Genomic DNA, 24046 nt, shown 5'->3' with positions numbered 1-24046 from the left:
TGTTCCTCCTGCATGTTCGAGATTGCAAGAGGCCACGGACGACTCGGCACCAAAAAAATTCCGCAGAGAATAATCTCCTTCGTCGTGCTCATCGGCAAAGCCGACGTAGGGTACAAACTCCTGATTGTGCTCGCGGCCCGAGCGCACCGCATTGGCGGCAAGCCATCGTCCGGATAGCCCATCGTGACACAAGTCATCATGACCTCGTCCGCCGGAATCGTGGCGACCTCGCGCACGATGTGGAGCGCATGATCACGCGGTTGCCGATGCGCCGCTCAAAATCTATGCTAACCCGCAACAAGACCAAGAACCTCGCGAGGAGACACGCCATGGCCGCGCCGCTCGATCCCGTCATCGCCCAGATCATTCCGCTGATGCCGATGCGTGATCCCACGGTCATGACGCCACAGAGCGCCCGCGATTCCTTGCGCGCACTGGCTGCCTCGCGCGCCGCCATCCCGCCTCCGCGCGTCGATAGCGTGCAGGATATCAAGGTGAAAGGTGGCGCCGGCCCGCTCGATGCGCGCGTCTACCGGGTCGGCCCCACGCCGGCACCGACCGTGGTGTTCTTCCATGGCGGCGGCTGGGTTGCGGGCGATCTCGAAACCCACGACCGGCAGGCGCGCAACCTTGCGATCGAGACCGGCGCGGTCGTCATCTCCGTCGATTATCGCCGCCCGCCCGAGACGCCCTTTCCCGGCGCCTTCGAGGACGCCTTCGCCGCGGTGAGCGACATCTTCAACCGCGTCGCGGAATTTGGCGGCGACGCAAAGCGCATTGGTGTTGCCGGCGATAGCGCCGGTGGCAATCTCGCGGCGACAACCGCGATCGCCTGCCGCGATGCCGGCATCAAGCTCGCCGCGCAATTGCTGGTCTATCCCGTGACCGACGTTCTCGGCGGTTATGCCGATGCGCGCGAGAACGCGCGCTATCCCTCACGCGCCGAGAATGCCGACGGCTACTTCCTGACGCGTGCCACGATGGAATGGTTCTGCGGTCATTACCTCGCCGATCCCGGCCATGCTTCCGACTGGCGCGTCTCACCACTGCGCGCGGCATCGCTCGCCGGGGTCGCGCCCGCTATCGTCACCACCGCCTGGTTCGACCCGCTGCGCGATGAAGGCGCCGCCTATGCGCGGGCGCTGGAAGCTGCCGGCGTCCGGGTCAAGCACCACGAGGGCCCCGGCCTGATCCACGGCTATTTCGGCATGGGTGATGCCTCGGACGTCGCGCGCGCCGAGGCGCAGCGCGCACGCGCCGACTTCAAGGCCCTGCTGATGCGCGGCGTTTGACGCCGGTCAATTGCTCCGCGCCCGCTGCGCGTCCGTGTGCCCCCAGGTCTCATCCCAGTCCTGGCCGGCGGCATCGACCACGCGGCCGTCAGCCTCAAAGAACTTGTTCGGCACCTGGAAGATCGCCAGGATCAAGGCGCCCTCCGGGCACCAGGCGGCATGCCGGCTGCCGGCCTCGCGCCAGATGAATTCGCCGGCCTTGCAGGCGATCCCCTTGGCCGGCCCCTCCTTGTCGACGAGCGCGCCTTCGATGACGTAGCTCTGCTCGATGCCGACATGCTCGTGATCGGGCAGCACGGATCCCGGCGCAAAGCGCATCAAGGCGGTCATCAGGCCCGTGCGGCGATCGAACAGCAACGTCTTGGCCTCGCAGCCGGGAAAGCGCGTCTTCTGCCATTCCATGCTTTGCGGCTGAACCAGGTGAGAATGCCGGTCAGTGACTTCCTCGGTCTTCGGGATCGCGGCGTCCATCACGATACTCCCTCCATGTCGATGGCATGACGCTAGCAGGATCGCGCAGCCGGGTCAGCGAGCGGTGCAACAGAGGATTGCCGATCGCGCGCGAAAAATCGGCCGGCAACCGGGGGGCACGACCTCGATCCTGCTTGATTGCGCCATGATTGCCGGTTCCAATCCACCGCGCCATTTCTGGTTTAGGGAGACACCCATGATGAAGCGGATTTTCCTCGCTGCGATCGTTGCCACCTTCGCGGCGGGCTCGGCCTTCGCGCAAGAGACCTGCGAGAGCAAGGCCGTCGGGAAGGACGGCAAGCCGCTGGCCGGCGCCGCCAAGACCTCGTTCCTGAAGAAGTGCAAGGCGGATGCCTGCACACCCAAGGCCGTCAGCGCCGACGGCAAGCCGCTCGCCGGCGCAGCCAAGAACAGCTTCATGAAGAAGTGCGAGACCGGCGCGTAAGGCGCCGCGTATTTGGCGGCCGATCGCCAAACGAACTCCGTCATGGCCGGGCTTGTCCCGGCCATCCACGTTCTGCGCACTCAGAAGCAAGAGCGTGGATGCCCGGGACAAGCCCGGGCATGACGATGAGGCGCCCCTTACTCCCGTTTGAACCTGTAATCGAACGCATCGCCCAACGGCTTGATCAGCCCCACCGTGGGCGTCGGGAAATGCACCGGCAGGATCAGCGTGTCCGTATCCGCAACTGACGCGAAGAATTTTCGTCGCGATACCGCCGACTGCTGCGGATCCCAATCCGGCTTCGCCGACCAGTCCGGCTCGCGGCACTGGATCTGGTGATGCATGAGATCGCCGGCCACCACCGCGCGCTGGCCTTTGGAGACGATATTCACGCAGCAATGGCAGGGCGAATGCCCCGGCGTGGGCGTCAGCGTCACGGTATCGTCGAGCGCATAGTTGTCATCCACCAATAGCGCCTGGCCCGCTTCGACGATCGGCAGGCAATTGTCGCGAAACACCGTCCCCGGCGGATTGTTGCCCTTGGCATGCTCGGCCTCCCAGGCCGCATACTCGCCCTTGTGAAAAACATACTTCGCGTTCGGGAATGTCGGCACCCAGCGCCCGTCGCGCAGCGTCGTATTCCAGCCGGTATGGTCGATGTGCAGATGCGTGCAGAACACGTAATCGATCTGCTCGAAAGAGATGCCGAGCGCGAACAATTCGTTGCGCCAACGCGCCTTGCCGGGGAAATCGAACGGCGGTGGATGGCCCTTGTCCTCGCCGGTGCAGGTGTCGACCAGGATGGTGTAGCGCGGCGTCCGCACCACGAAGGTCTGGTAGGTGATCACCATCATGCCGCGCGCGGCGTCGAACACCTCCGGCTCCATTGTCGGCAGATGGCGCTTGAAGATCCCCTCATCATAGGTTGGGAAAAAGTCCTGCGGCCGCCGCCACGGCCCTTCCCGCTCGATCACCGCATCGATGGTGATGTCGCCGATCCGCAGTTGCTTCATGGCTGTTCACTCCCGTTTTTGGAGGGAGCGTAGCGCGAGGCATCAACGCGTCAAGGCAGAGGGACTGGAACGCTAGCTCCGCAGCCCCGGCGCCTCCTGGCCAGTTCGTGCCACATATTCCGTGTAGCCGCCGCCATACTGATGGATGCCGTCCGGCGTCAGCTCCAGCACGCGGTTCGACAGGACGCTGAGGAAATGCCGGTCGTGCGAGACGAACAGCATAGTGCCCTCGAAATCCGACAGCGCGGTGATCAGCATCTCCTTGGTGGCGAGGTCGAGATGGTTGGTCGGCTCGTCCAGCACCAAAAAGTTCGGCGGATCGAACAGCATCTTGGCCATCACGAGCCGCGCCTTCTCGCCGCCCGAGAGCACGCGGCAGCGCTTCTCGACATCGTCGCCGGAGAAGCCGAAGCAGCCGGCGAGCGCGCGCAGGCTGCCCTGCCCCGCGGTCGGAAACGCGTCCTCCAGCGACTGGAACACGGTGCGCTCGCCGTCGAGCAGGTCCATCGCGTGCTGGGCGAAATAGCCCATCTTGACGCTGCCTCCGACCGCCACGGTGCCCTCGTCGGGCTCGCTCGCACCGGCGACGAGCTTGAGCAGCGTCGATTTGCCGGCGCCGTTGACGCCCATCACGCACCAGCGCTCCCTCCGGCGGATCATGAAGTCGAGCCCGTCATAGATGCGCTTTGAGCCGTAACCCTTGTGCACGTTCTTCAGCGAGACGACATCCTCGCCCGAGCGCGGCGCCGGCGGGAAGTCGAACGCGACGCTCTGGCGCCGGCGCGGCGGCTCGACCCGCTCGATCTTGTCCAGCTTCTTGACCCGGCTCTGCACCTGCGCCGCGTGCGAGGCGCGCGCCTTGAAGCGCTCGATGAACTTGATCTCCTTGGCCAGCATGGCCTGCTGCCGCTCGAACTGCGCCTGCTGCTGCTTCTCGTTCTGCGCCCGCTGCTGCTCGTAGAACTCGTAATCGCCCGTGTAGGTGGTGAGCGAACCGGAATCGATCTCGATCACCTTGGAGATCACGCGGTTGATGAACTCGCGGTCGTGCGAGGTCATCAAGAGCGTGCCTTCGTAATCGTGCAGGAACTTTTCCAGCCAGATCAGGCTTTCGAGATCGAGATGGTTGCTCGGCTCGTCGAGCAGCATCACGTCGGGACGCATCAGGAGAATGCGCGCCAGCGCCACGCGCATCTTCCAGCCGCCGGAGAGTTTGCCGACGTCGCCGTCCATCATCTCCTGGCTGAAGCCGAGGCCGGACAGTGCCTCGCGCGCCCGGCCGTCGAGCGCGTAGCCGTCGAGCTCCTCGAAGCGGTGCTGCACCTCGCCATAGCGGGCAATGATCTCGTCCATTTCATCGGCCTTGTCAGGGTCCGCCATGGCGGCCTCGAGCTCGCGCAGCTCGGCGGCGACCTCGCTGACGGGCCCCGCGCCGTTCATCACCTCGGCCACGGCGCTGTGGCCGGACATCTCGCCGACGTCCTGGTTGAAATAGCCGATGGTGATGCCGCGATCGGTCGAGACCTGCCCCTCGTCGGGCAGCTCCTCGCCGGCGATCATCCGGAACAGAGTGGTCTTGCCGGCGCCGTTCGGGCCGACGAGGCCGATCTTCTCGCCCTTGTTGAGGGCCGCGGAGGCTTCGATGAACAGGATCTGGTGGCCGGCTTGCTTGCTGACGTTGTCGAGGCGGATCATGAGGTCATTTTGGGGGGTTTTTGCGTTGCAGCGTCATAGGCCATGCGGGCCCCCAGGGGAAGCCCGGCGGGACACGGATTTCCGGATCGTCATCGCGCGACGATCACGGCACAGCCGCCCAGAGAGATGCTCGCATCTTTGCTGCGCCGCGACAGCGCATGAATATGCGGCTGCGCGGAGCCCGAGCGGGATCGCGAAGACCAACAATGCGACACCGGGGCCGCTTGCCGGATGGCGGCAATGTGTCCAAACTGCGATCAAAGTCGCTGGAATGCGGCCTACCTCCAGCGGTTATCAACGAAAAACGCAGCGAAACGCGTTCCAACAACAAAGCCGCCAGGAGGACGTCCATGACTGCGAAGTCTGAAAAGACCAGAACCACGCGTCGCAAATTCTTGCTGACCGCCGGTGCGGCCGGCGCTGCCACCATCGCCATGCCGCAAGTCAGCCGGGCGCAAACGGTAGCCCTGAGGATGCAGGGCTCATGGGGCAAGGCCGATGTCTTCAACGAGATGGCCGAAGATTATGTGAAGCGCGTCAACGATATGGCCGGAGGCCGGTTGCGCATCGACTATCTCGTCGGCGGCTCGGTCGTGCATCCCTTCCAGGTGTTCGATGGCGTTCATGGCGGCCAGCTCGACGCAGCACACACGGTCACCGTCTACTGGTACGGCAAGCACAAGGCCGCATCGCTGTTCGGTACGGGCCCGGTGTTCGGATTCAACGCCAACGAAGGCCTCGGCTGGATCCACAATGGCGGCGGCAAGGAGCTGTTCGAGGAGCTCCAGACCAAGATCATGAACGTCAACATCAAGAGCTTCTTCGCCATGCCGATGCCGACCCAGCCGCTCGGCTGGTTCAAGAAGCCGATCACCAGTGACGCCGATCTCAAGGGCCTGAAGTATCGCACGGTGGGTCTGGCCGCCGATCTCTTCCAGGCGATGGGCGCATCCGTCGCACAGCTGCCCGGCGGCGAGATCGTGCCCGCGATGGAGCGCGGCGTGATCGACGGATTCGAGTTCAACAATCCGACCTCGGACCGGCGCTTCGGCGCGCAGGATGTCGCCAAGAACTACATGATGGGCAGCCATCATCAGGCGACGGAATATTTCGAGATCATGTTCAACCGGACCAAATTCAACGCGCTGCCGAAGGAACAGCAGGCAATCCTGCAATACGCCGCCGAAGCCGTGTCCTCCGCCAACGAATGGAAGGCCATGGATTATTATTCGAAGGACCTGCAGGAGCTGATCGAAAAGAACAAGGTCAACGTCGTGCGGACGCCGAAATCGGTGTTCGACGCGCAGATCAAGGCCTGGGACGGCCTGATCGCCCAGCTCGGCTCGGATCCGTTCATGAAGAAGGTCATGGACTCCCAGAAGGAATGGGTGCGCCGCGTGGTTTACTACAACATGAACAACGCGACGGACTACCGCGGCGCCTTCGAGCATCACTTTCCGGGCGTGCTCAAGGTGTGACGGCCATCGCCGCGGACCGCGGAAGACGACATCGGGAAGGGCGGCGCAATTGAAGCGCCGTCCACGAATTAAGAGGGGGACATCCACATGTGCTGCTCGCAGCGGGCTCAGCTCGCATGACGAAATTCCTGTTCTTCATCGATGAGCTCAGCACGTGGGTCGGCAAGGCGTTCGCCTGGTTGATTCTCGTCCTCACACTGGGTGTCAGCTACGAGGTATTCGTGCGCTACGTGCTGCGAGCGCCGACCACCTGGGCTTTCGACATCAGCTACATCACCTATGGCGCGATGTTCCTGATGGCCGGCGCGTATACGCTCTCGCGCAATGGCCATGTGCGCGCTGACGTGGTTTACCGCCTCTGGTCGCCGCGCACCCAGGCGACGATGGACCTCGTCCTGTACATCCTGTTCTTCCTGCCGGCGATCGCGGCGCTGATGTATTCGGGCTGGAACTACGCACAGATGTCGATTCGATTCCGCGAAGTCAGCATCTTCAGTCCGGCCGGCGTGCCGGTGTTTCCGCTGAAGGCGCTGATCCCGCTCACCGGCTTCCTTCTGTTTCTGCAAGGGATCGCGGAAATCATTCGTTGTGTGCTGTGCATCCGCACCGGCCAATGGCCGCAGCGCCTCCACGACGTGGAGGAGACCGAGAGCGTCGTCATCCGCGAACATCAGCAACACGCGGCTGAGCTGCACAACGAGAAAGGACCAGGCGCATGACCGATCCTCAAATCGGCATGCTGATGCTGGGCCTCTTCATCTTCATCATCATGCTCGGCTTCCCGATCGCCTTCACGCTGATGGCGATGGGCGTCTCGTTCGGCTACTACGCCTACTACACCCCCGGTCAGGACTTCTTCCAGAACCGCATCTTCACTCTGCTGGTGCAGAAGACGTTCGAGGTCACATCCAGTGACGTGCTGGTCGCGGTCCCGCTCTTCCTGTTCATGGGCTATTTGGTCGAGCGCGCGAACATTCTCGACCGACTGTTCTACTCGCTGCAATTGTCGATGAAAAACGTGCCGGGCGCGCTCGCGGTGGCCACGCTGATCACCTGCGCGATGTTCGCGACCGCCACCGGCATCGTCGGCGCCGTTGTCACGCTGATGGGGCTGTTGGCATTGCCCGCGATGCTGCGAGCCGGCTACGACACCAAGCTGTCGGCGGGCGTTGTCTGTGCCGGTGGCTGCCTCGGCATTCTGATTCCGCCGAGCATTCTCCTGATCGTCTATGCGGCGACCGCCGGCGTTTCGGCGGTCAAGCTTTATGCGGCCGCATTCTTCCCGGGATTCATGCTGGCTGGCCTCTACGTCCTCTATGCAATGACACGCGCGATCATCAATCCCGCGCTGGCGCCGAAGCTGCCGCGCGAGCAGACCGACGTGCCGATCTCCACGGTCGTCTGGGCGGTTGCCACGTCATTCCTGCCACTTGCGCTGCTTATCGTTTCGGTGCTCGGCGCGATCCTGTTTGGCCTGGCAACGCCATCCGAGGCGGCCGCGGTGGGTGCCCTCATGAGCATGGTTCTGGCCGCCGCCTATCGCTCGCTCAACTACGAGATGCTGCGCGAATCGGTCTATCTGACCGTGCGCGCCACCGCGATGGTTTGCTACCTGTTCATCGGGTCGTGGACGTTTTCAGCGGTGTTTGCAGTGCTTGGCGGACAGTCGGTGGTGGAGCAGTTCTTCACCTCGATGGACCTTTCGCCGATCCAATTCCTGCTGCTGACGCAGGTGATCATCTTCCTGCTCGGCTGGCCGCTGGAATGGACCGAGATCATCATCATCTTCGTGCCGATCTTCCTGCCGCTGCTTCCCCAGTACGGCATCGATCCGATCTTCTTCGGCATCCTGGTGGCGCTGAACACGCAGACGGCGTTCAATACGCCGCCGGTCGCGATGGCGGCCTTCTATCTGAAGGGCGTGGCGCCGCCTCAGGTGAAGCTGACCGACATCTTCTCAGGCGCGCTTCCCTTTGTCGGCCTGGTCTTCCTCACCATGGGGCTGGTCTACATCTTCCCGGAGATCGCATTGTGGCTGCCCACCTATCTCTATGGATCGCGATGAGCGAACCCGACAAACCGCAGAAAGTCGGCGAATGAGTCTCAACGCGCTCGGCCTCACGGAAGCCGCGACCAGCATCCGCGACGGCCGCCTCAGTTCGACCGAACTTGTCGCCGACTGCCTCAGGCGCATTGACGAGGTCGATCCCGATATCCAGGCGTGGGCGTTCCTCGACCGCGACCACGCGATGCGGCAGGCCGAGGCCGCCGACGATCATCGCAAGCATGGCAAGGCTGTGGGCCCGCTGCATGGCGTGCCCGTGGGCATCAAGGATATCTTCGACACCGGCGACATGCCGACGGAATTCGGATCAGACCTCTGGGCCGGACGCACGCCGCGGCGCGATGCGGCGGCCGTGGCGCGTCTGCGGACGGCGGGCGCGGTGATCCTCGGCAAGACGGTGACCACCGAGTACGCGTACTACAATCCCGGGAAGACCCGAAATCCGCACGACACGGCTCGCACGCCCGGCGGATCGTCCTCGGGCTCCGCTGCGGCGGTTGCGGCGCTGATGGTGCCGGGTGCCATCGGCTCGCAGACCAACGGCTCGGTGATCCGTCCCGCCGCCTTCTGCGGCGTGGTCGGCTTCAAGCCCACGCATGGCCTCATTCCGCGCAGCGGGGCGCTCGAATTGTCCCGCACGCTCGATCATGTCGGCATGTTCGGGCGCAGCGTCGAGGACGTGGCCCTGCTCGCCGAGATCCTGGTCGGCTTCGACGACGATGATCCGGACACAAGGCCCGTTGCGTGTCCGCCTTTCACCGCCGTAGCGGGGAGCGAGCCGCCGTTGCCACCGCGATTTGCCTTCGTGCGCTCTCCTGTCTGGGATCAGGCCGAGCCGGTGACGCGTGATGCCTTTGCCGAGCTCGTCGATGTTCTGGGTGACGCGCCGAGCGAAGTCGAGCTCGGGGCCCGGTTCGACAAAGCCGTCGATATGCACCGCATCATCATGGAAGTTGATATGGCGCACAATCTGCGCCGCGATTACGAACGAGGCGGCGACAGACTGAGCACACCGCTGCGGCAGGCGATCGAGCGCGGCCGAACGCATCTCGCCCTGGACTATCGCAACGCACTGTCCGGGATTGAGCCGCTCAACCAGGCGCTGGACCATATCTTCGACGAATACGACGCCATCCTGACGCCCGCAGCGCCGGGCGAGGCGCCCGGAATCGAGACAACCGGCAACCCGGTTTTCTGCACGCTTTGGACCTATCTCGGCGTACCCGCCATCAGCCTGCCCTTGATGAGCTCCGAAACGGGCCTTCCGCTGGGCGTTCAGCTTGTCGGTCGCCGCGGCAACGATGCCCGCCTGTTGCGCACGGCGCACTGGCTTGTCAGGACGATCGGCCGCACCGGTCGTGGCACCCGGCGCAAAGTCCCGAGTGCCGGGCCGAAATCGGCTCCCGGTGCGGAGAAAAGGAACCTGCGATGACCAATGTGATCACCGGACTCATCGGCCTCGCGCTCGTGCTGACATTTCTCGGAATCCTGGTGGTTTGGATCAAGGCCATCCCGCTCATCATCATTGTTGTGAGCGTCATGATGCTGGCCGTGATCGATTTCGTGCGATCGCTGCGGACGAACGGCGGGCTCCGCTGACTGCCGGGCACCGCCCCGGCCTTCTCAATATCGGCAATGCCTCAGCGCCGGTGTCCCTCTGGTGCGAACGAAAAGACCTCAGCTCTCGGGGCAATGGGAACGAGCTGAGGTCTTCCTGCGTCAAAAATGGCCCCAGCTCTCAGGGGGGCGGTGAGCTGGGGCCTCACTTGGGGTACCCTTTGGGGAAGGGTACCGGGACAACGTGGCAATCGCGCTAACGTTCCAAACATTCTCGAGATATTCGGAAGACGCACCGACACTGCTCGATGCACCGGTACAGCGTTCTGGATCAGTTGGCAGAGCCCAATTGAATTAGCAGGAGCTGGACGAGACCTGCTGCAGCGGACCGCAGCTCAGGGACTTGATTTTTCCGGCAGAATCGAACGCCAAGACCGCGTTCACGACATTGTTCCCGGTGATGTACGAGATCATTGTCCCGCCTTGCGAAGGCTGCAGATCATCCAGCTCGGTAGCGGGTTTTTTACGCAGACGATCAGCCCAGTAGGCTCGGAGGCCTTCCCTGCCGGTGATCGTCAGATCGTCACAACCGCAGTGAACCACTGCATCTTCGGCGTACATTGCGAGTATCGCTTCGATATCGCAGGCACGGTAGGCGTCGAGCCAGTCGACGGCAACGGCCATCGGATCAAAGGACATACAAGCACCTCCATGCGCCAAGAAACCGAGATTTGGCCGGGGTACCAGCTAAGTCTCTTCGCCAACCGATCCTTGAAGTTTGATGTTCTCGCTCGGCTACGGCCATATGTCGAAAGTCATAGGGCGGATGCTTGCCGGCGGGTCTGTGACGTTGCCCTACCCCGGAACCAGCATGGTGGTTTAATTTGTCCCGGACAGGCTCGGCTGTTCTGCTCTTCGCGCATGAGCCAACCTCGACGCCGTAGCGCGGCAGGGAAAAACATGCAAAATTTTAGACCTCGCTGACGCTAAACCGGGAAACGTCATGAAGGACATGCAAGCGCAGGCGGAAAAGCTGAGGACGGAGGCCGCCGAGTGCGCGCTCATCCGGGATCTTGCTACCGCCCCTCACAAGCGCGAGCTATTCAACCGATTGGCCGAACACCTCAATACTCTCGCCGGGGAAGTTGAGAAGGCGATTGCGAATGGAACCGAAACGCGTGCTTGAGATGATCTTGTTGATGGCAGTCATTGGTTGCGCGATAATCGGAGCAGTGATTTTTCTCTTTGAGCTCAAGGCGGCGAAGCGCCGCACGCAGACGCCTCAATCGTAAGTGGCCGCCACCCCGTGTCGGACGGCGCCGAGGCCTGCCTCCAGCAGCACGTAGCTTTGCCACGCTCCCAGGGCGCACGCAAGGCGACGGCCGAGGCCGGCAGCCGCCCCGAAGAGATCGCTACGGCGCTCAGACGTAGCGAAGCAGCCGTCCGTGTCCGCGCTCGGCAACATGGCATCACGCTGTGGCCAACGACGAAAACGAAACAGATCGCCCGCCGACCGGAGGATCGTGGCTCCCTGCAAAATCCTCTCCAGCATGTGGAAAAGCGCCATCTCGCGAGTCAAAGTCGAGAGCGACCAAGTCCGCTCAATTGTAGCGTCGGATAGCGCCGGTGGCCGCCCCGTGCCACTCGCGGTCAGCGGTCCTTAGCCGCTTCGCCATACCGTCTGCTCTGGTGCTCTTCATGAATTGCTCAGCTATACGCACTCGCATCCTCAATTCTTCCAGCTCAGCGAGTTGAGAGGTGAGCACTTCGAATCGTTCATGGAGGAGTGCAACGTCATGTGCGCAGCGGAAGGCATACATCATCGGCCCCGTTTTTATTTTTGAAGATGGCCCGGCTCTAGACTACCGGGATATTTTGGCAAATCCGGCAGGAGTACGCACTTACATTCAGCACGTTGCGCCGCACTAATTGATGATAATTGGCGACAATGGAACCAAATAATATTAATTGATTTGATTCCGATCGCGGAGTTAAATGCCCAGGGCCAGCAGTTAAATACCTCAAAACCGGGAGTAGGTGCGATGCAGAGATCGACAGATGATGATCGCCGCGAGTTCTTGAAGACTTGCGGACGGTTCGCCGCTGTGACGCCTCCAGCCATGACGCTCCTGCTATCGACGTCCCTCACGTCAGATGCGATTGCGAAGTCGGGCGGCGGACCAGCCGGCAACAACGGCAAGGGCAATGGCGGCGGCGACGGCACCCCCAATGGGAAGACAGATATAGGCCGCTGAGCGCTGTAGCGCGAAAAGCGTGGAACGCTTGCCGTATCTCCAAGTTTCTCCGTTGCCCTGTCTCCTGGGCCAATAGTTGCCTTCCCCCCAAGGCAGCTTGAACGGGCCCCAGCTTCGCCGCCACGTGAAGCTGGGGCCTTTTTGCTGCAACCGCTGACTTGCTTTGAGATCAGCCATGACAGAGACGATTGCGAAAAAGGTCATTTATGCCTGCGCGAAGTGCGGTGAGGCCTACGTAGCCCTTCAATCTCGAGCTTTCGTCAAACAGGCAAAATCATTTCGTTGCAGCCTGTGCGACGACATCGTGCTGCGTTGGATTGGCGACTACGACTTCAGCGATTGGGAGCGAGCTCGGAGCCGGCAACACACGAACGCACAGACCTGAATGGAATGAGCAGACGTCAATTTGACGACGTCATCATTTCAGCCCCACCGTTACCTCTAGAGATTTCACAACCGCTCGCGTCACGCGGCCCTGCGAACGTTGCGAGCAGATCTCCTCTCTTCGTCTAAGATCGGGAAAAACCGGAAACTTTCGGGAGCGCCATGAGTTGGCAGCAACTGAGTTCGTCCCCGGAGAGTGAGCATGGTCGATGAAGCCGTCTTGAAGAACGCCACGGAGACCGCGTGGACGGTGTATCGGGCATGGCACCCCGATGTCGATGCTCATGACAGCCGGCGCGGCCTGCTGGAGTGGCATCTGCAGAGGAGATGCGAAGAGCGCGAGAGCGATACCGAAGAGCTCGCCAGCTTCGGGATTGCTTACTTGAAGCGGCTTCCCCGCGACGAATGCTGACGAGCATGAAATCGCTCGTCGCACGCGTAGCCAGCCAAAGCACAAGGCCGAGTTGGACGCTGCTCGCGATTTCTTTTCTCATCTCCGCGGTCATCGTGATCAGCTTGCGCATCGCATTCGGGGCCTAGTTCGATGCGGATTGCCCAGCTTGCTCCGTTGGCCGAATGCGTTCCCCCAAAGCTCTACGGCGGAACGGAACGGGTGATTGCCTGGCTGGTGGACGAGCTGGTCGACCTCGGACACGACGTTACCCTGTTCGCAAGCGGCGACTCAAGCACGAGGGCCAAGCTTCACGCGGTGTGGCCGCGCGCACTGCGGCTGGGACGGAGGGGCGTCGATCCGAACGCCGCCAGCGCAATGATGATCGAGGCCATTGCCCAGCGCGCGCACGACTTCGACGTCATTCATTCCCATGTCGACTGGTTGCCACTGCCGGTGCTGAGCCGGACCGGCGTGCCGTTTCTAACGACCATGCACGGCCGCCTCGACCTTCAAGGCTTGTCCGACGTGATCGGGACTTTCGCCCAGGCCCCTTTCGTCTCCATCTCCGCCAACCAGCGCCGTCCGCTTCCCGATGCGAACTGGATCGCGACCATTCCGCACGGGCTGCCAAAGGACCTGTTTCGCCCCTCTTACGAAAACGGTTCGTACCTGGCGTTCCTCGGCCGGCTCACCGCTGAGAAAGGGCCGGAAGCAGCGATACGCATCGCGCGCGCCGTCCAAATGCCGTTGCGGATCGCGGCCAAGATACCTCGCGGGGAGACAGCGTACTTCAAGAAGAAGCTCGAGCCGGAGATCGACGGCGACAGGATCCAGCTCGTCGGCGAGGTAGACGAGGTCCAGAAGCAGCCTTTCCTCGACGGTGCCGCCGCCTTGCTGTTTCCGATCGATTGGCCCGAGCCCTTTGGTCTCGTCATGATCGAGGCGATGGCGTGCGGGACGCCTGTGATCGCCTACCGCTCCGGATCAGTGCCGGAAGTCATCGAGGACGACGTCACGGGCTTCATCGTTGACGGCGAGGAGCAGGCGATCGAAGCAGTCAAGGAAGTGGTCCGGCTGGATAGAAGAAAGGTGCGCGCCCGTTTCGAGGAGCGCTTCCTCGCGAGTCGGATGGCAACGCAGTATGAAAGCCAGTATCGCGAGCTGGTCGTTCGCGGCGGGCGTTGCCCGTGAGGGACTTCAAGAATTGCCGTTATGAATGCCGAGATGCAATCGGAGGTCCACGTTCAAAGGAATAGTGACTTCGAATTTTCAGTAGCTACGCCCGTCGCATCAGCTTGAGCGACGCCGCGAGCCGTAAGCTCCGCTTGCCGGCGAGCGCGATGCCTTCGAGCTCGCCGCTATCGGCCGTGCAGGTCCCGGAGAAGCCGATTCCGACCTCGAAGCCGCCGAACACGGGGTTCTCGCCTTTCGCAGGCGTGTGCTCCTGATTCAGCATCTCGCCCTTCCAGCGGCCGTCCGCGGAGGAGTACGAGCCGAGATAATAGAAGAACGCATCGCCGCCGAGAATGCGGCCATCGATCAGCAGCATGACGCCGGAGAGGCCGGCATCGACGCCATCGAGCGCGCGCAGGCCCATTCCGTAAAGTCCGTTGGCGATGCCGCCCTGCCCGATCGTGCCGCGTGGCGGCAGCGCTCCGTCATCGAGCCGCGTGAAATTGGCCCAGAAAGGCGCGCCCGGCATCGTGTTCGCGCCGCCCTGGAGACGTATCTCGTTGCCCACCAGCCGGCCGCGCGCCCCGATCGTGGCGACGTCCGCCCCCATCAGCGGCTTGTAGTTGGGGTCGAGGTTGTGCCGCTCGGTGATCACCTCGGCGACGACCTCGCCGTCACGTTCGACATAGGTGCCAAGGTGGGCAAAACCCGAATTGCCGCCGAGCATCTTGCCGTCATGCAGGCACATGATGCTGCGGCCGACCGCATCGTTGACGCCGTATTCAACCTTGTAGAGCCCGTCCAGCAACGTCTTGAACCCGCAAAACCGAAAACTATCGCGGGCTACCTAGCATCGCCGCCGCATGGACACCACCGGCTTTTCAGCGCAGGACGGCTCGCGCGACGCTTGCCGCGATGATGCCACTCTACCCCCGTTTTGCCCGACGGATCAAGTCAATTTCGTAAAATCAGCATTTTCTGGAAGGTTTGCGAGCGGCAAGAATTCACGCTCGGCACCCTAGGTATTTCAAGCACTTGGCTACTGTGCATGGGGTTGTTTTCGACCTTCGCGTCCAGCTCGCACAAGAGGCCTGCCCCGATCGGCCTGCTCGAACCCGCCTGCGCGGGGGCGCGACCAAGCAGCATGGACAAGCCGCAACCATCAGCCGAAGACGAGGTCAGCGCGATCATCGCAAAGGCCGCCAAGCAGCCGCTGCTCGATGCCGCCTACGAGCTGTGGCGTCAGCGCTACCGCCTCGAGACGATCGCGGGCCGCCCCACCGCCGAAGAGGTCCGCGTCAACCGCACCTTCTCGCCGGAGCAGTTCGCCATCCAGTATCGCTACGAACGTGACCACGCCCATGAAGGGCCGATGTTCGGCTATCTAAAGCGCGCCCATCCACGCGCCGATGATCAGGCGATCAGCGAGGCCATCATCACCGCCGTCAAATTCGAGGATGCCTACAACAAGCACTTCGACTGGAACGGCGATTTCTGGGATTGCGTGGTGCGCGCGGTGGCGCAGGCTGCGCGGAAGTATCCGCACTATCTCGAGACCACCTATCGCGACGCCCGCAACGATCTCGCCTACTACATGAAGTGATCAGAAGCACAGCGTGGTGACGAGCTTGCCCTGCTTGTCCTTGATCGCATAGGGACAGCGAATGCGCTCCAGTGCCTTCTTGGCGTCGTCGTCGCCGAGCGCCGCGGCGCGCTCGTAATAGGCCTTCGCCGCGTCCTTGTCCTTCGGCCCGCCGCGGCCTTCTTGCGCGAAGGCGCCCATGCGCTCCAGCGCTCCGGGATGGTTTTGCGCCGCCGCCTTCTCGAACACCGCGCGCGCCGCGGCATCGTCCTTTGCGCCGCCCGTGCCCTCGGAGAGCATCAGCCCGAGCTGATACTGCGCCTCCGCATTGGTTTCAGCTGCCTTGCCGAGCAACGCGCGCGCCTGGGCGGGATCGGCGGGCGCGCTGCCGCCTGCGCTGCCGAGAGCCGCGAGATTGCTGACGCCGCGGGGATTGCCGGCCTGCGCCGCCTTCTCGAACAGCTTTCGCGCCTGCGCGTCGTCCTTGGCGACACCCGCGCCTGTGGCGTAGGCAACGCCGAGCTCGACCATCGCCGCGCTCGACCCCTTGTCGGCCGCCTTGCGCCATGCCGCCATCGCCTCGCCTGTTTGCCGGTTGGCCGCATAGGCGCGGCCGAGCGCGAACATCGCCCGCCGCGAGGACGCTCCGGCCTGCTTGCAGAACTTGATCGCCGTCGCAACGTCGGAGGAAGCGATGTCGGTCACGCCCTTCACGTCCGCCGGCTTGTCGGGATCGCTGGGGTCGGCCGCCACCCGGTCGCACAGGACGAGGTCGGCCGATTGCGCCCGTGCAGCCAGCGGCGCGGCAAGCGCGAAGACGATGACGAGAAGATAAGTCCACATGGGTGCCACGTTGCGTCGTCGCCCCGGCAAATTCAAGGCTCGAGTCCCGATTGGCGCAGCACGGGCACGACATCAGGCGATGCCAGATAGCGCAGCAGCCGCTCGGCGGCTTCGGGGTGTTTCGCATTTGCCATGCGGCCGGCGGAGAACACGGCCGGTGTCTGCAGATCGTGCGGGATCGGGCCGACCACCTCGATGCTGCCGACCTGCTTCAGCTCGCTGATCTGCTGCACGGCGAGATCGGCCTCGCCGCTCACCAGCCGCTCCGCCGTGAAGCCCTGCTCCACGATGGTGGCCTTAGCATTGACCTCGGCCGCAATCCCCATCCGCACGATCAACTGGGCGAAGTAGACGCCGCTGGCGCCGAGCCGCGAATAGGCGACCGACCGCGCCGCGAGCAGCGTCTTGCGCAGCGCGGCTTCGCTGGCGATATCAGGGTTCGCCTGCCCCGCCCGCACGGCGATGCCGACATAGGAGCGCGCGAGGTCAGCCGCACCGTCGGCGACAACACGACCCTCTCCAAGCATCTCGTCGAGCCCCTCGCGCGTGAGGATCACGAGATCGGCGGCCTCACCGTCGCGCAGCCGCTTGAGCAGCGCCAGGGTAGGCGCGAAATCGGCCTCGACACGGATGCCGCTCCTGGCCTCGAAGGCCAAGGACAGGCTGCGCATCGCGCCCATCAGGCCGAGCGTCGAGAGCATGCGCACGCTTTCCATTTCCGATTCCTGTCGCGATCAGGCGCGGTGCATCAGCTTGAGCGCGGCGGTCAGGCGCAGGCTGCGCTTGCCGGTGAACGCCGCCGCCTCCAGCACCGCCTGTTCGCTGTCATAGCTGCCGGAGAAGCCGATGCCGACCTCGTGGCCGCCGAAGATCGGATCGTCCTTGGCCGGCGTGTGCTCCAGATTGAGGATCTGTCCTTTCCAGCGTCCCTTCGCGGCGGTGTAGCTGCCGAGATAATAGAACGCGGCATCGCCGCCGAGGATGCGGCCTTGATTGAGCAGCATCACGCCGGTGAGCCCGCCGTCGAGGCCGTCGAGCATACGCAGATGAATCGAGTAAAGACCGTCGACGATTCCGGCCTCGCCGACGCCGCCGGCGATCGCCACTTCATCCTCCGTGATCCGAGTCATGAGCGATTGAAACGGCACCCCGGGCAGCTCCTTGAGCTCACCTTTGAAGCGATAGAGATCGCCGTCGGGCCAGCCCTTCGCGATCAAGGTCGCATCGTCGGTGCCGGCCATGGCGCGGTAGTTCGGATCGGGGTTGTGGCGGACGGTCTTGATCACGACGTCGACGCCGCTGTCGGTCTTCTCGTAGGTACCGATATGGGCGAAGGCCGAATTGCCGCCGAGCAGCTTGCCGTTGCCGGCATGCATCACGGCCCGGCCGACAGTGTCGCCGAGCTGAAATCTCACCTTGTAGAAGCCTTCAATCACCAGCCGTGTCCCCGGCCCGCGCGCATCCGGCTACAGTCTATCCCGCATTCGGCGGCAATGGACAAGTTTCGCGCGCCCCGCCGACAGGCCGCAGGGTAGCCGTCATCAGAATGCAAAAAATCCGCCGGAGCGTTGCCGCTCCGGCGGATTGAGACAACCCGGGCCAGCCCCCCAGCCCGGGCCGGGAGGATCTTAAGCCGCGGCCTTCTTGTCGGTCGGCACGGACGAGATCGTCTTCAGGATCTGCGAAGCGATCTGGTAGGGGTCGCCTTGCGAGTTCGGACGACGGTCTTCCAGATAGCCCTTGTAGCCGTTGTTGACGAAGGAGTGCGGAACGCGGATCGAAGCGCCGCGGTCGGCAACGCCGTAGCTGAACTTGTTCCAGGGCGCGGTCTCGTGCTTGCCGGTCAGACGCTTGTCGTTGTCCGGGCCGTAGACGGCGATGTGGTCCATCAGGTTCTTCTCGAAGGCACCCATCAGCGCCTCGAAATACTCCTTGCCGCCGACTTCGCGCATATAGGCGGTCGAGAAGTTGGCGTGCATGCCGGAGCCGTTCCAGTCGGTGTCGCCGAGCGGCTTGCAGTGGAACTCGATGTCGATGCCGTACTTTTCGGTGAGGCGCAGCATCAAATAGCGGGCCATCCACATCTGGTCGGCAGCGGTCTTGGAGCCCTTCCCGAAGATCTGGAATTCCCACTGGCCCTTGGCGACTTCCGCGTTGATGCCTTCATGGTTGATGCCGGCGGCGAGGCAGAGGTCGAGATGCTCTTCGACGATCTTGCGGGCGACGTCGCCGACGTTCGAATAGCCGACGCCGGTGTAGTACGGGCCCTGCGGCGCAGGATAACCGGCGGTCGGGAAGCCGAGCGGACGGCCGTCCTTGTAGAAGAAGTACTCCTGCTCGAAGCCGAACCAGGCGCCGGAATCGTCGAGGATGGTGGCGCGCTTGTTGGACGGATGCGGGGTCTTGCCATCGGGCATCATGACTTCGCACATCACCAGCACGCCGTTGGTGCGGGCGGCGTCCGGGAACACGGCGACCGGCTTCAGCACGCAATCGGAGCTGTGACCTTCGGCCTGCTGGGTGGAGGAGCCATCGAAGCCCCAGAGCGGAAGCTGCTCGAGCGTCGGGAACGACGCGAATTCCTTGATCTGAGTTTTGCCGCGCAAGTTCGGAGTCGGCGTATATCCGTCGAGCCAGATGTACTCGAGCTTATACTTGGTCATTGAGCCTCTCTGTAGATGATGCGAAAGGTTGGAGGCTTGGGAGCCCCCGAACGTTTTGTACCCGGCCATCATCGGCCGGCGCTCTACAAGCATTTGTCGTGCCAAAGGGCCGCAGTGCGGGCGGTTTTCCACCACGGTCGGTCGCTCCGCGCTGGTGGCGTGTCGCCTGAACCGGCGTGCGTCATAGCCGCGCACCTTCGTGTGAAGCTGCACCGCAAAAATCCCGGGGAAACCGCTCGATTCTGAAGCAGATGGCGCAGTGCGGGAAGTTGCCGATGAAACGCGCATCAACGTCCAGCAATTTTCGCAAAGCCAGGTGCCCCTGCCTAGCAACCTTTGGAATAGCCCAAGCGTTGGTCACTGACAAGGTGCCTTGAGAGATGCAGCAGGCGTGCTGCCTACAAATTGAGCGGCAACTGATCTCCTTTTCAGCACTTTTCAAATCGGGGGGCGCGGCCGATATGGGGATTCCAGTAACCACAATCGAACGAGTCGGGCGCACCATGGAGGCCAAGGCGCTTCGACCAAGGAGAATCGCAATGATGAACAATGGTCTGAGTCACGGATCTGCGAAGATCTACCAATTCCCCGTCGGGGGCCGCGCGGCTCTCGCCGGACGCCGCGATGGCGAGACCCGTCTTCCTGCTGATCACGGCTCGCTTCCCGCGAACGTCTCGATCTGCAGCGAAAGCTGGTATCACCAGGAAGCAATCGACGAAGCCAAGCCGAAATGGGATCGCTGATGCCTATGGTCGGTTTGAAACCGCCGCGGGCAACAGGCGGCAGCTCGAAAAAGGGTCGAAACAACGGTGTTTCGGCCCTTTTTGATTCCAGCAGTCGTCCCGGCTAGATCGCGGGCTTTTCGATCACCGCGCACGCGGTGACCGGCCGCTTTAGATGTTTCACCGTGGTGGGGCCGGTCTTGGGAATCTTCAGTGTGACCCCCGCCCCCGAATAGCGCGCCCCCGAAACCGCCAGCCGCTTGGCCAGCGTTACCGGTTCGCCGTCGATCTGGAGGAAGGCGCGCTTGTCGCCGTCATAAAACCCGACGATGAACTGCGTACCATCGGCGCAGCGATAGGTCTGGAACGTCTGTGCATCGGCCGGCGGGGTCTCCAAAATTCCGGCCAACAGCATGGCGACGGCCAAAACAATGGCCTTGTGTCGGTCCACGATCACCCCCTGTAATGGACTCTAAGGACGCCGCAGCGCATCCAGTGGAACCATAACCCAAGCCGATCCCAAGTTCATTCCCATGTCCGACTCCCCCGCCCGCCATCTCGCTCTGCAAGGCGCCAGCAATTTTCGCGATCTCGGCGGCTATCCGACCGTCGACGGCCGTACCACACGCTGGCGGCACATCTTCCGCTCCAACCACCTCGGCCAGCTCACCGCAGCCGATATCGAGATCGTCCGAGCGCTGGGAGTGCGAAGCGCGTTCGACTTTCGTGGACGCGAGGAGCGCGCGGCCGGCATCTGCGTCGTCAACGAGATCACGGTTCACTCGCTGCCGATCGAGCCGACCGTGGTCGCCGCGCTACGCGCCGAGCTCGCGAAGGGTACGCTGACGGCGCCGGTCGCGCTGGAGCTGATGCGCGAATCCTATCGCAACTACGTTCGCCACAATACGGACAGCTTTCGCAGCCTGTTCGGCCACCTCCTGGAAGATCACGCGCCGCTCGTGATCCATTGTACGGCAGGCAAGGACCGCACCGGCTTTGCCAGCGCGCTGATCCTGCATGCGCTCGGCGTGCCCGACGATGTCATCGCCGAGGACTACCTGCTCACCAACCAGCACTATAAGCGCGATGCGACGGCGGCCATCGATCTGCCGGAGGACGTCCGCAATGCCATCGGCAGCGTCGAGGCCTCTTACCTCGCAGCTGCATTCGAAGCCGTCGGCCAGGACTATGGCGATATCGAAACCTATTTGCGTGACGCTCTCAAGCTCGGCACGGTCGAGCGGACCGCGCTGAAGGAGCGCTATCTGCAGGCGTGATCAGGATTTCCATTCGGCGGGTAACCAGCTCGCCGCTACACTGGCATCAACAATCGAATTGCACAGCGCCTTGGAGATCTGGAGCGTGCTCCAGTCGCTTTGATGGAGCTTGTCGCCATCCGTGGGATCGAGCAATTGCTCAAATGAGACGCCGTTGCTCACGTGCCAATGTCGCATCAGAGCCCAGCGCTGAAACACATTTATCTTCGCATCAGCGGCGATCCTGCGGATCTCCGAAACCATCTTCTCTGAAAGCTCCGCCTTGTCGTCGCGAAGCATGGCTGTGACATATTGCGGGTCGATCAACACGACGTCCATCGGATGCTTGCCGAGTAGACACACGCCCTCGGCAATCTTGTCGACGACCCCATTGAAGTCGAAGTCCTGCTTGCGAAAGACGGCGTTGGTGCCGATCTGCCAAAGCACCACGGTCGGCTCGTCTTTGAAAATGTCTGCATCAAAGCGCTTGAGCTCTTTCGGCGCTTCTTCTCCGCCTTTGCCTCTATTCAAAACGTCGATCCGAACTTTCGGCAGGTGGTCGGAGTAGTTCTGCCGCAGATACATCTCCAACCGAGAGGGATAGGGTACGACGTCTGCGCGACCGGCGGTCGAAGATGACCCCATCGCGACGATACGAACCGGACCTTCCCCGCGCAGCGCTTCGACGAAATTTCGTAGTGGGTATTGCAGTTTGATGATGTCTCGGGGGAAGTCGACCGCAGGCAGACTCTCGGACATATCAATCCCCTCCCGCCATCCAAGGTTGTAGCATCCATTCAGCCTTGAAGCCGCCGCCATTGCAAGTCCAATTCAAGCGGAGCAATAGTCCGCGCGAACTGAAACGACGGAGAGTTTCGTGCAGGGAAAAGTCATTGTCGTCACCGGTGCGCTCGGCGCGCTTGGCAAGGTCGTCGCCGAGACCGCGCAGTCACGCGGCGCGCGCGTGGCCGGCATCGATCATGTCCCCTCGCAAGTTCCCCCAACCGCTGACAGCATCGAGATCGGCGGCGTCGACCTCTCCGACGCGGCGCAGGCGAAGGCCGCGGTCGAGGCGGCGGCAAAGCACTTTGGCAAGCTCGATGCGCTGATCAACATCGCGGGCGGCTTCGCCTTCGAGACCGTTGGCGAGGGCGACATCGCGACGTGGCAGCGCATGCATGCGCTGAACGTCCTGACCGCGCTCAACACCTCGCGCGCGGCGCTGCCGCACCTCGCCGCGTCCAAGGCCGGCCGCATCGTCAATATCGGCGCCATGGGCGCGCTGCAGGCCGGCAGCGGCATGGGAGCCTATGCAGCCTCGAAGGCAGGTGTGCATCGCCTCACCGAGGCACTCGCCAATGAGTGGAAAGGCAAGGTGACCGTGAACGCGGTGCTGCCCTCGATCATCGACACCAAGGCCAACCGCGCGGACATGCCCAAAGCCGACGTCTCCAAATGGGTGACGCCGCAGGAGCTCGCCGACGTCATCCTGTTCCTCGCCAGCGACGCCGCAAGCGGCGTCACCGGCGCGCTGATTCCAGTGGGCGGACGGGTGTAGATAAGCTGGGCCGGCAGCACCGCGCGGCGGCTCCGATTCAATCTGAGCCGAGAAGGCTCTAGACTGCTCCCAACTGATTCTCCGACCGGATATTTCCTTGGAAACTGCGCTTTACCTGCCCGTCAAACGCTTCCTCGAAGAGCTCGGCTTCACGGTCAAGGGGGAGATCGGCGGCTGCGATCTCGTCGGCCTCAGCGCCGGCGACCCACCTGTCGTGGTGATCGGCGAGCTCAAGCTCGCCTTCAATCTCGAGCTGATCCTGCAGGCGGTTGACCGCGCGCCGGCCGGCGACGAGGTCTGGATCGCCGCGAAGATGTCGGCCCGCGGCAAGGGGCGCGAGAGCGATGCACGCTACCGCAATCTCTGCCGCCGCCTCGGCTTCGGCATGCTCGGGGTCACCGATCGCGGCCAGGTCGAGGTGCTGGTGAAACCGCCGACGGCGGCGCCCCGCCGCGAGCCGAAGGTGCGCTCGCGCCTCGTCGCCGAACACCAAAGGCGTCAGGGGGATCCCGTGCTCGGCGGCAGCACCCGCTCGCCGATCATGACGGCCTATCGGCAGCAGGCGCTAACCTGTGCCTCGGCACTCGCCGACGGCCCGAGGCGCGTGAGCGAGCTGCGCGAGCGCTGCCCCGATGCAGGCAAGATCTTGCTTAATAATGTGTATGGCTGGTTCGCGCGGGCCGAACGGGGAATCTACGGCCTGACCGAGGCGGGACAGGCGGCTTTGAAACGCTGGCCGCAGCAACGGGTTGAGGCCGGTGCAGGTGTCGCGTCACCGCCGTGACACTTGACCGGTGCATAGCTGAGATGCCACACCGATTTCATATTGCAATGCACCATTCGCGGCACTAGGTATCCCGGCATCGAAACGAGGCCGTCTATGAACGCAGACTGGAATACCAAATATGGCACGCGGCGCGTGCGCCACGATCCGCCCACCCTGGACGAGGCGATCTTCGCGGCCGTCGGCATCACCGACGATCAGGAGCAGCAGGCCGAGATCGCCGCCGCCTTGATGGGGATGCCGCTCGATGTCGTCCAGGCCGAAGTGAAGAAGCAGGCGCGTACCAACAGCCGCATCACCGCGACCCGCGTGATCGCCGGCGAACAGGGCGCGCAGCGCTCCGTGGTCGTCGAGCGCCGTGTCGTCCGCCGCTTCGGCAACGACAAGCGCACTGGGACCTGAGCGGTCCCTTATCA

The 24046-nt window shown here is 63.1% G+C and carries 29 protein-coding genes; 18 read left to right on the top strand and 11 right to left on the bottom strand.

Going from position 1 to position 24046, the window contains the following annotated elements; genetic code table 11:
* Positions 1 to 329: 329 nt before the first annotated feature.
* On the top strand, positions 330 to 1292 hold the full coding sequence (locus BCCGELA001_RS17580) for an alpha/beta hydrolase (protein WP_060737705.1): 963 nt from the start codon (positions 330 to 332) through the stop codon (positions 1290 to 1292).
* Positions 1293 to 1298: 6 nt separating this feature from the next.
* Here BCCGELA001_RS17580 and BCCGELA001_RS17575 read toward each other — a convergent pair whose 3' ends face one another.
* Positions 1299 to 1763: a cupin domain-containing protein gene (locus tag BCCGELA001_RS17575; RefSeq protein ID WP_008566846.1), complete on the bottom strand. Its 465-nt coding sequence runs from the start codon at positions 1761 to 1763 to the stop codon at positions 1299 to 1301.
* Positions 1764 to 1959: 196 nt separating this feature from the next.
* Here BCCGELA001_RS17575 and BCCGELA001_RS17570 point away from each other — a divergent pair, with 196 nt between their 5' ends.
* Positions 1960 to 2208, top strand: a complete 249-nt coding sequence (locus BCCGELA001_RS17570; protein ID WP_060735899.1) for a hypothetical protein — start codon at positions 1960 to 1962, stop codon at positions 2206 to 2208.
* A gap of 137 nt (positions 2209 to 2345) precedes the next feature.
* On the opposite strand, the gene BCCGELA001_RS17565 is transcribed toward BCCGELA001_RS17570, so the two are convergent.
* Positions 2346 to 3221, bottom strand: coding sequence for an MBL fold metallo-hydrolase (locus tag BCCGELA001_RS17565; protein WP_008563304.1), 876 nt, complete (start codon positions 3219 to 3221; stop codon positions 2346 to 2348).
* A 72-nt stretch (positions 3222 to 3293) separates the two neighbouring features.
* The gene (locus BCCGELA001_RS17560; RefSeq protein ID WP_008563305.1) at positions 3294 to 4916 is read right to left on the bottom strand and encodes an ABC-F family ATP-binding cassette domain-containing protein; all 1623 of its coding nucleotides are present in this window, start codon (positions 4914 to 4916) and stop codon (positions 3294 to 3296) included.
* Positions 4917 to 5266: 350 nt separating this feature from the next.
* Between BCCGELA001_RS17560 and BCCGELA001_RS17555 the strand changes: the two genes are divergently transcribed.
* The 5 genes from BCCGELA001_RS17555 (at position 5267) to BCCGELA001_RS37940 (ending at position 10058) form a co-directional block, all read left to right on the top strand.
* Positions 5267 to 6394 (top strand): TRAP transporter substrate-binding protein, encoded by a 1128-nt coding sequence (locus tag BCCGELA001_RS17555; RefSeq protein ID WP_060735898.1) that lies wholly within the window; start codon positions 5267 to 5269, stop codon positions 6392 to 6394.
* 116 nt (positions 6395 to 6510) lie between these two features.
* A complete protein-coding gene (locus BCCGELA001_RS17550; protein WP_060735897.1) occupies positions 6511 to 7113 on the top strand; it encodes a TRAP transporter small permease subunit in 603 nt (200 codons plus the stop codon).
* On the top strand, positions 7110 to 8459 hold the full coding sequence (locus tag BCCGELA001_RS17545; RefSeq protein WP_008563309.1) for a TRAP transporter large permease: 1350 nt from the start codon (positions 7110 to 7112) through the stop codon (positions 8457 to 8459). The genes BCCGELA001_RS17550 and BCCGELA001_RS17545 overlap by 4 nt, the downstream gene beginning before the upstream one ends.
* Entirely contained in the window at positions 8446 to 9891 is a 1446-nt protein-coding gene (locus tag BCCGELA001_RS17540; protein WP_236840878.1) for an amidase, read from the top strand. Before BCCGELA001_RS17545 ends, BCCGELA001_RS17540 begins: the two co-directional genes overlap by 14 nt.
* The gene (locus tag BCCGELA001_RS37940; protein ID WP_156489644.1) at positions 9888 to 10058 is read left to right on the top strand and encodes a hypothetical protein; all 171 of its coding nucleotides are present in this window, start codon (positions 9888 to 9890) and stop codon (positions 10056 to 10058) included. The genes BCCGELA001_RS17540 and BCCGELA001_RS37940 overlap by 4 nt, the downstream gene beginning before the upstream one ends.
* Before the next feature lie 312 nt (positions 10059 to 10370).
* Here BCCGELA001_RS37940 and BCCGELA001_RS17535 read toward each other — a convergent pair whose 3' ends face one another.
* The gene (locus tag BCCGELA001_RS17535) at positions 10371 to 10715 is read right to left on the bottom strand and encodes a nuclear transport factor 2 family protein (RefSeq protein ID WP_060735896.1); all 345 of its coding nucleotides are present in this window, start codon (positions 10713 to 10715) and stop codon (positions 10371 to 10373) included.
* A gap of 304 nt (positions 10716 to 11019) precedes the next feature.
* On the opposite strand from BCCGELA001_RS17535, the gene BCCGELA001_RS17530 reads away from it, so the two are divergent.
* The 5 genes from BCCGELA001_RS17530 to BCCGELA001_RS17505 all read left to right on the top strand — a co-directional run bounded on the left by BCCGELA001_RS17530 (position 11020) and on the right by BCCGELA001_RS17505 (position 14240).
* Positions 11020 to 11202 (top strand): hypothetical protein, encoded by a 183-nt coding sequence (locus BCCGELA001_RS17530; RefSeq protein ID WP_008563312.1) that lies wholly within the window; start codon positions 11020 to 11022, stop codon positions 11200 to 11202.
* 856 nt (positions 11203 to 12058) lie between these two features.
* Positions 12059 to 12271 (top strand): hypothetical protein, encoded by a 213-nt coding sequence (locus BCCGELA001_RS38850; protein ID WP_083543512.1) that lies wholly within the window; start codon positions 12059 to 12061, stop codon positions 12269 to 12271.
* 175 nt (positions 12272 to 12446) lie between these two features.
* Positions 12447 to 12656, top strand: a complete 210-nt coding sequence (locus BCCGELA001_RS17515) for a hypothetical protein (RefSeq protein WP_008563315.1) — start codon at positions 12447 to 12449, stop codon at positions 12654 to 12656.
* A 201-nt stretch (positions 12657 to 12857) separates the two neighbouring features.
* On the top strand, positions 12858 to 13067 hold the full coding sequence (locus tag BCCGELA001_RS17510; RefSeq protein WP_008563316.1) for a hypothetical protein: 210 nt from the start codon (positions 12858 to 12860) through the stop codon (positions 13065 to 13067).
* Positions 13068 to 13199: 132 nt separating this feature from the next.
* The gene (locus tag BCCGELA001_RS17505; RefSeq protein WP_008563317.1) at positions 13200 to 14240 is read left to right on the top strand and encodes a glycosyltransferase family 4 protein; all 1041 of its coding nucleotides are present in this window, start codon (positions 13200 to 13202) and stop codon (positions 14238 to 14240) included.
* An 85-nt stretch (positions 14241 to 14325) separates the two neighbouring features.
* Here the strand turns inward: BCCGELA001_RS17505 and BCCGELA001_RS17500 are convergent, their stop codons facing one another.
* Positions 14326 to 15030, bottom strand: coding sequence for a hypothetical protein (locus tag BCCGELA001_RS17500; RefSeq protein WP_008563318.1), 705 nt, complete (start codon positions 15028 to 15030; stop codon positions 14326 to 14328).
* A gap of 336 nt (positions 15031 to 15366) precedes the next feature.
* Here BCCGELA001_RS17500 and BCCGELA001_RS17495 point away from each other — a divergent pair, with 336 nt between their 5' ends.
* Positions 15367 to 15825, top strand: a complete 459-nt coding sequence (locus BCCGELA001_RS17495; protein WP_060737704.1) for a hypothetical protein — start codon at positions 15367 to 15369, stop codon at positions 15823 to 15825.
* Here BCCGELA001_RS17495 and BCCGELA001_RS17490 read toward each other — a convergent pair whose 3' ends face one another.
* The 4 genes from BCCGELA001_RS17490 to BCCGELA001_RS17475 all read right to left on the bottom strand — a co-directional run bounded on the left by BCCGELA001_RS17490 (position 15826) and on the right by BCCGELA001_RS17475 (position 19310).
* Positions 15826 to 16647 carry a tetratricopeptide repeat protein gene (locus BCCGELA001_RS17490; RefSeq protein ID WP_060735894.1) on the bottom strand — a complete coding sequence of 274 codons (822 nt, stop codon included), beginning with the start codon at positions 16645 to 16647 and terminating at the stop codon, positions 15826 to 15828.
* A 32-nt stretch (positions 16648 to 16679) separates the two neighbouring features.
* Positions 16680 to 17363 carry a substrate-binding domain-containing protein gene (locus tag BCCGELA001_RS17485; protein WP_008563322.1) on the bottom strand — a complete coding sequence of 228 codons (684 nt, stop codon included), beginning with the start codon at positions 17361 to 17363 and terminating at the stop codon, positions 16680 to 16682.
* Positions 17364 to 17381: 18 nt separating this feature from the next.
* Positions 17382 to 18083: a GrlR family regulatory protein gene (locus BCCGELA001_RS17480; protein WP_060735893.1), complete on the bottom strand. Its 702-nt coding sequence runs from the start codon at positions 18081 to 18083 to the stop codon at positions 17382 to 17384.
* Positions 18084 to 18275: 192 nt separating this feature from the next.
* Complete coding sequence (locus tag BCCGELA001_RS17475; protein ID WP_060735892.1) at positions 18276 to 19310, bottom strand: glutamine synthetase beta-grasp domain-containing protein; 1035 nt, start codon at positions 19308 to 19310, stop codon at positions 18276 to 18278.
* 539 nt (positions 19311 to 19849) lie between these two features.
* On the opposite strand from BCCGELA001_RS17475, the gene BCCGELA001_RS17470 reads away from it, so the two are divergent.
* The gene (locus BCCGELA001_RS17470) at positions 19850 to 20053 is read left to right on the top strand and encodes a DUF2735 domain-containing protein (protein ID WP_008563326.1); all 204 of its coding nucleotides are present in this window, start codon (positions 19850 to 19852) and stop codon (positions 20051 to 20053) included.
* A 103-nt stretch (positions 20054 to 20156) separates the two neighbouring features.
* Here BCCGELA001_RS17470 and BCCGELA001_RS17465 read toward each other — a convergent pair whose 3' ends face one another.
* The gene (locus BCCGELA001_RS17465) at positions 20157 to 20483 is read right to left on the bottom strand and encodes an MliC family protein (protein ID WP_060737703.1); all 327 of its coding nucleotides are present in this window, start codon (positions 20481 to 20483) and stop codon (positions 20157 to 20159) included.
* Positions 20484 to 20565: 82 nt separating this feature from the next.
* Between BCCGELA001_RS17465 and BCCGELA001_RS17460 the strand changes: the two genes are divergently transcribed.
* Entirely contained in the window at positions 20566 to 21309 is a 744-nt protein-coding gene (locus BCCGELA001_RS17460) for a tyrosine-protein phosphatase (protein WP_060735891.1), read from the top strand.
* Here the strand turns inward: BCCGELA001_RS17460 and BCCGELA001_RS17455 are convergent, their stop codons facing one another.
* Positions 21310 to 22047 carry an SGNH/GDSL hydrolase family protein gene (locus BCCGELA001_RS17455; protein WP_060735890.1) on the bottom strand — a complete coding sequence of 246 codons (738 nt, stop codon included), beginning with the start codon at positions 22045 to 22047 and terminating at the stop codon, positions 21310 to 21312.
* Positions 22048 to 22165: 118 nt separating this feature from the next.
* Between BCCGELA001_RS17455 and BCCGELA001_RS17450 the strand changes: the two genes are divergently transcribed.
* The 3 genes from BCCGELA001_RS17450 (at position 22166) to BCCGELA001_RS17440 (ending at position 24032) form a co-directional block, all read left to right on the top strand.
* Positions 22166 to 22846: an SDR family oxidoreductase gene (locus BCCGELA001_RS17450; protein ID WP_008563330.1), complete on the top strand. Its 681-nt coding sequence runs from the start codon at positions 22166 to 22168 to the stop codon at positions 22844 to 22846.
* A 97-nt stretch (positions 22847 to 22943) separates the two neighbouring features.
* Positions 22944 to 23630, top strand: a complete 687-nt coding sequence (locus BCCGELA001_RS17445; protein ID WP_060735889.1) for a DUF2161 domain-containing phosphodiesterase — start codon at positions 22944 to 22946, stop codon at positions 23628 to 23630.
* 96 nt (positions 23631 to 23726) lie between these two features.
* Positions 23727 to 24032: a hypothetical protein gene (locus BCCGELA001_RS17440; protein WP_008129897.1), complete on the top strand. Its 306-nt coding sequence runs from the start codon at positions 23727 to 23729 to the stop codon at positions 24030 to 24032.
* The last annotated feature ends 14 nt before the right edge of the window (positions 24033 to 24046 follow it).

The sequence above is a fragment of the Bradyrhizobium sp. CCGE-LA001 genome (assembly GCF_000296215.2).
In the GTDB taxonomy this organism is placed as follows: domain Bacteria; phylum Pseudomonadota; class Alphaproteobacteria; order Rhizobiales; family Xanthobacteraceae; genus Bradyrhizobium.
Note: the sequence above shows the minus strand (reverse complement) of the source record. Positions and strands in the feature narration are given on the sequence as shown.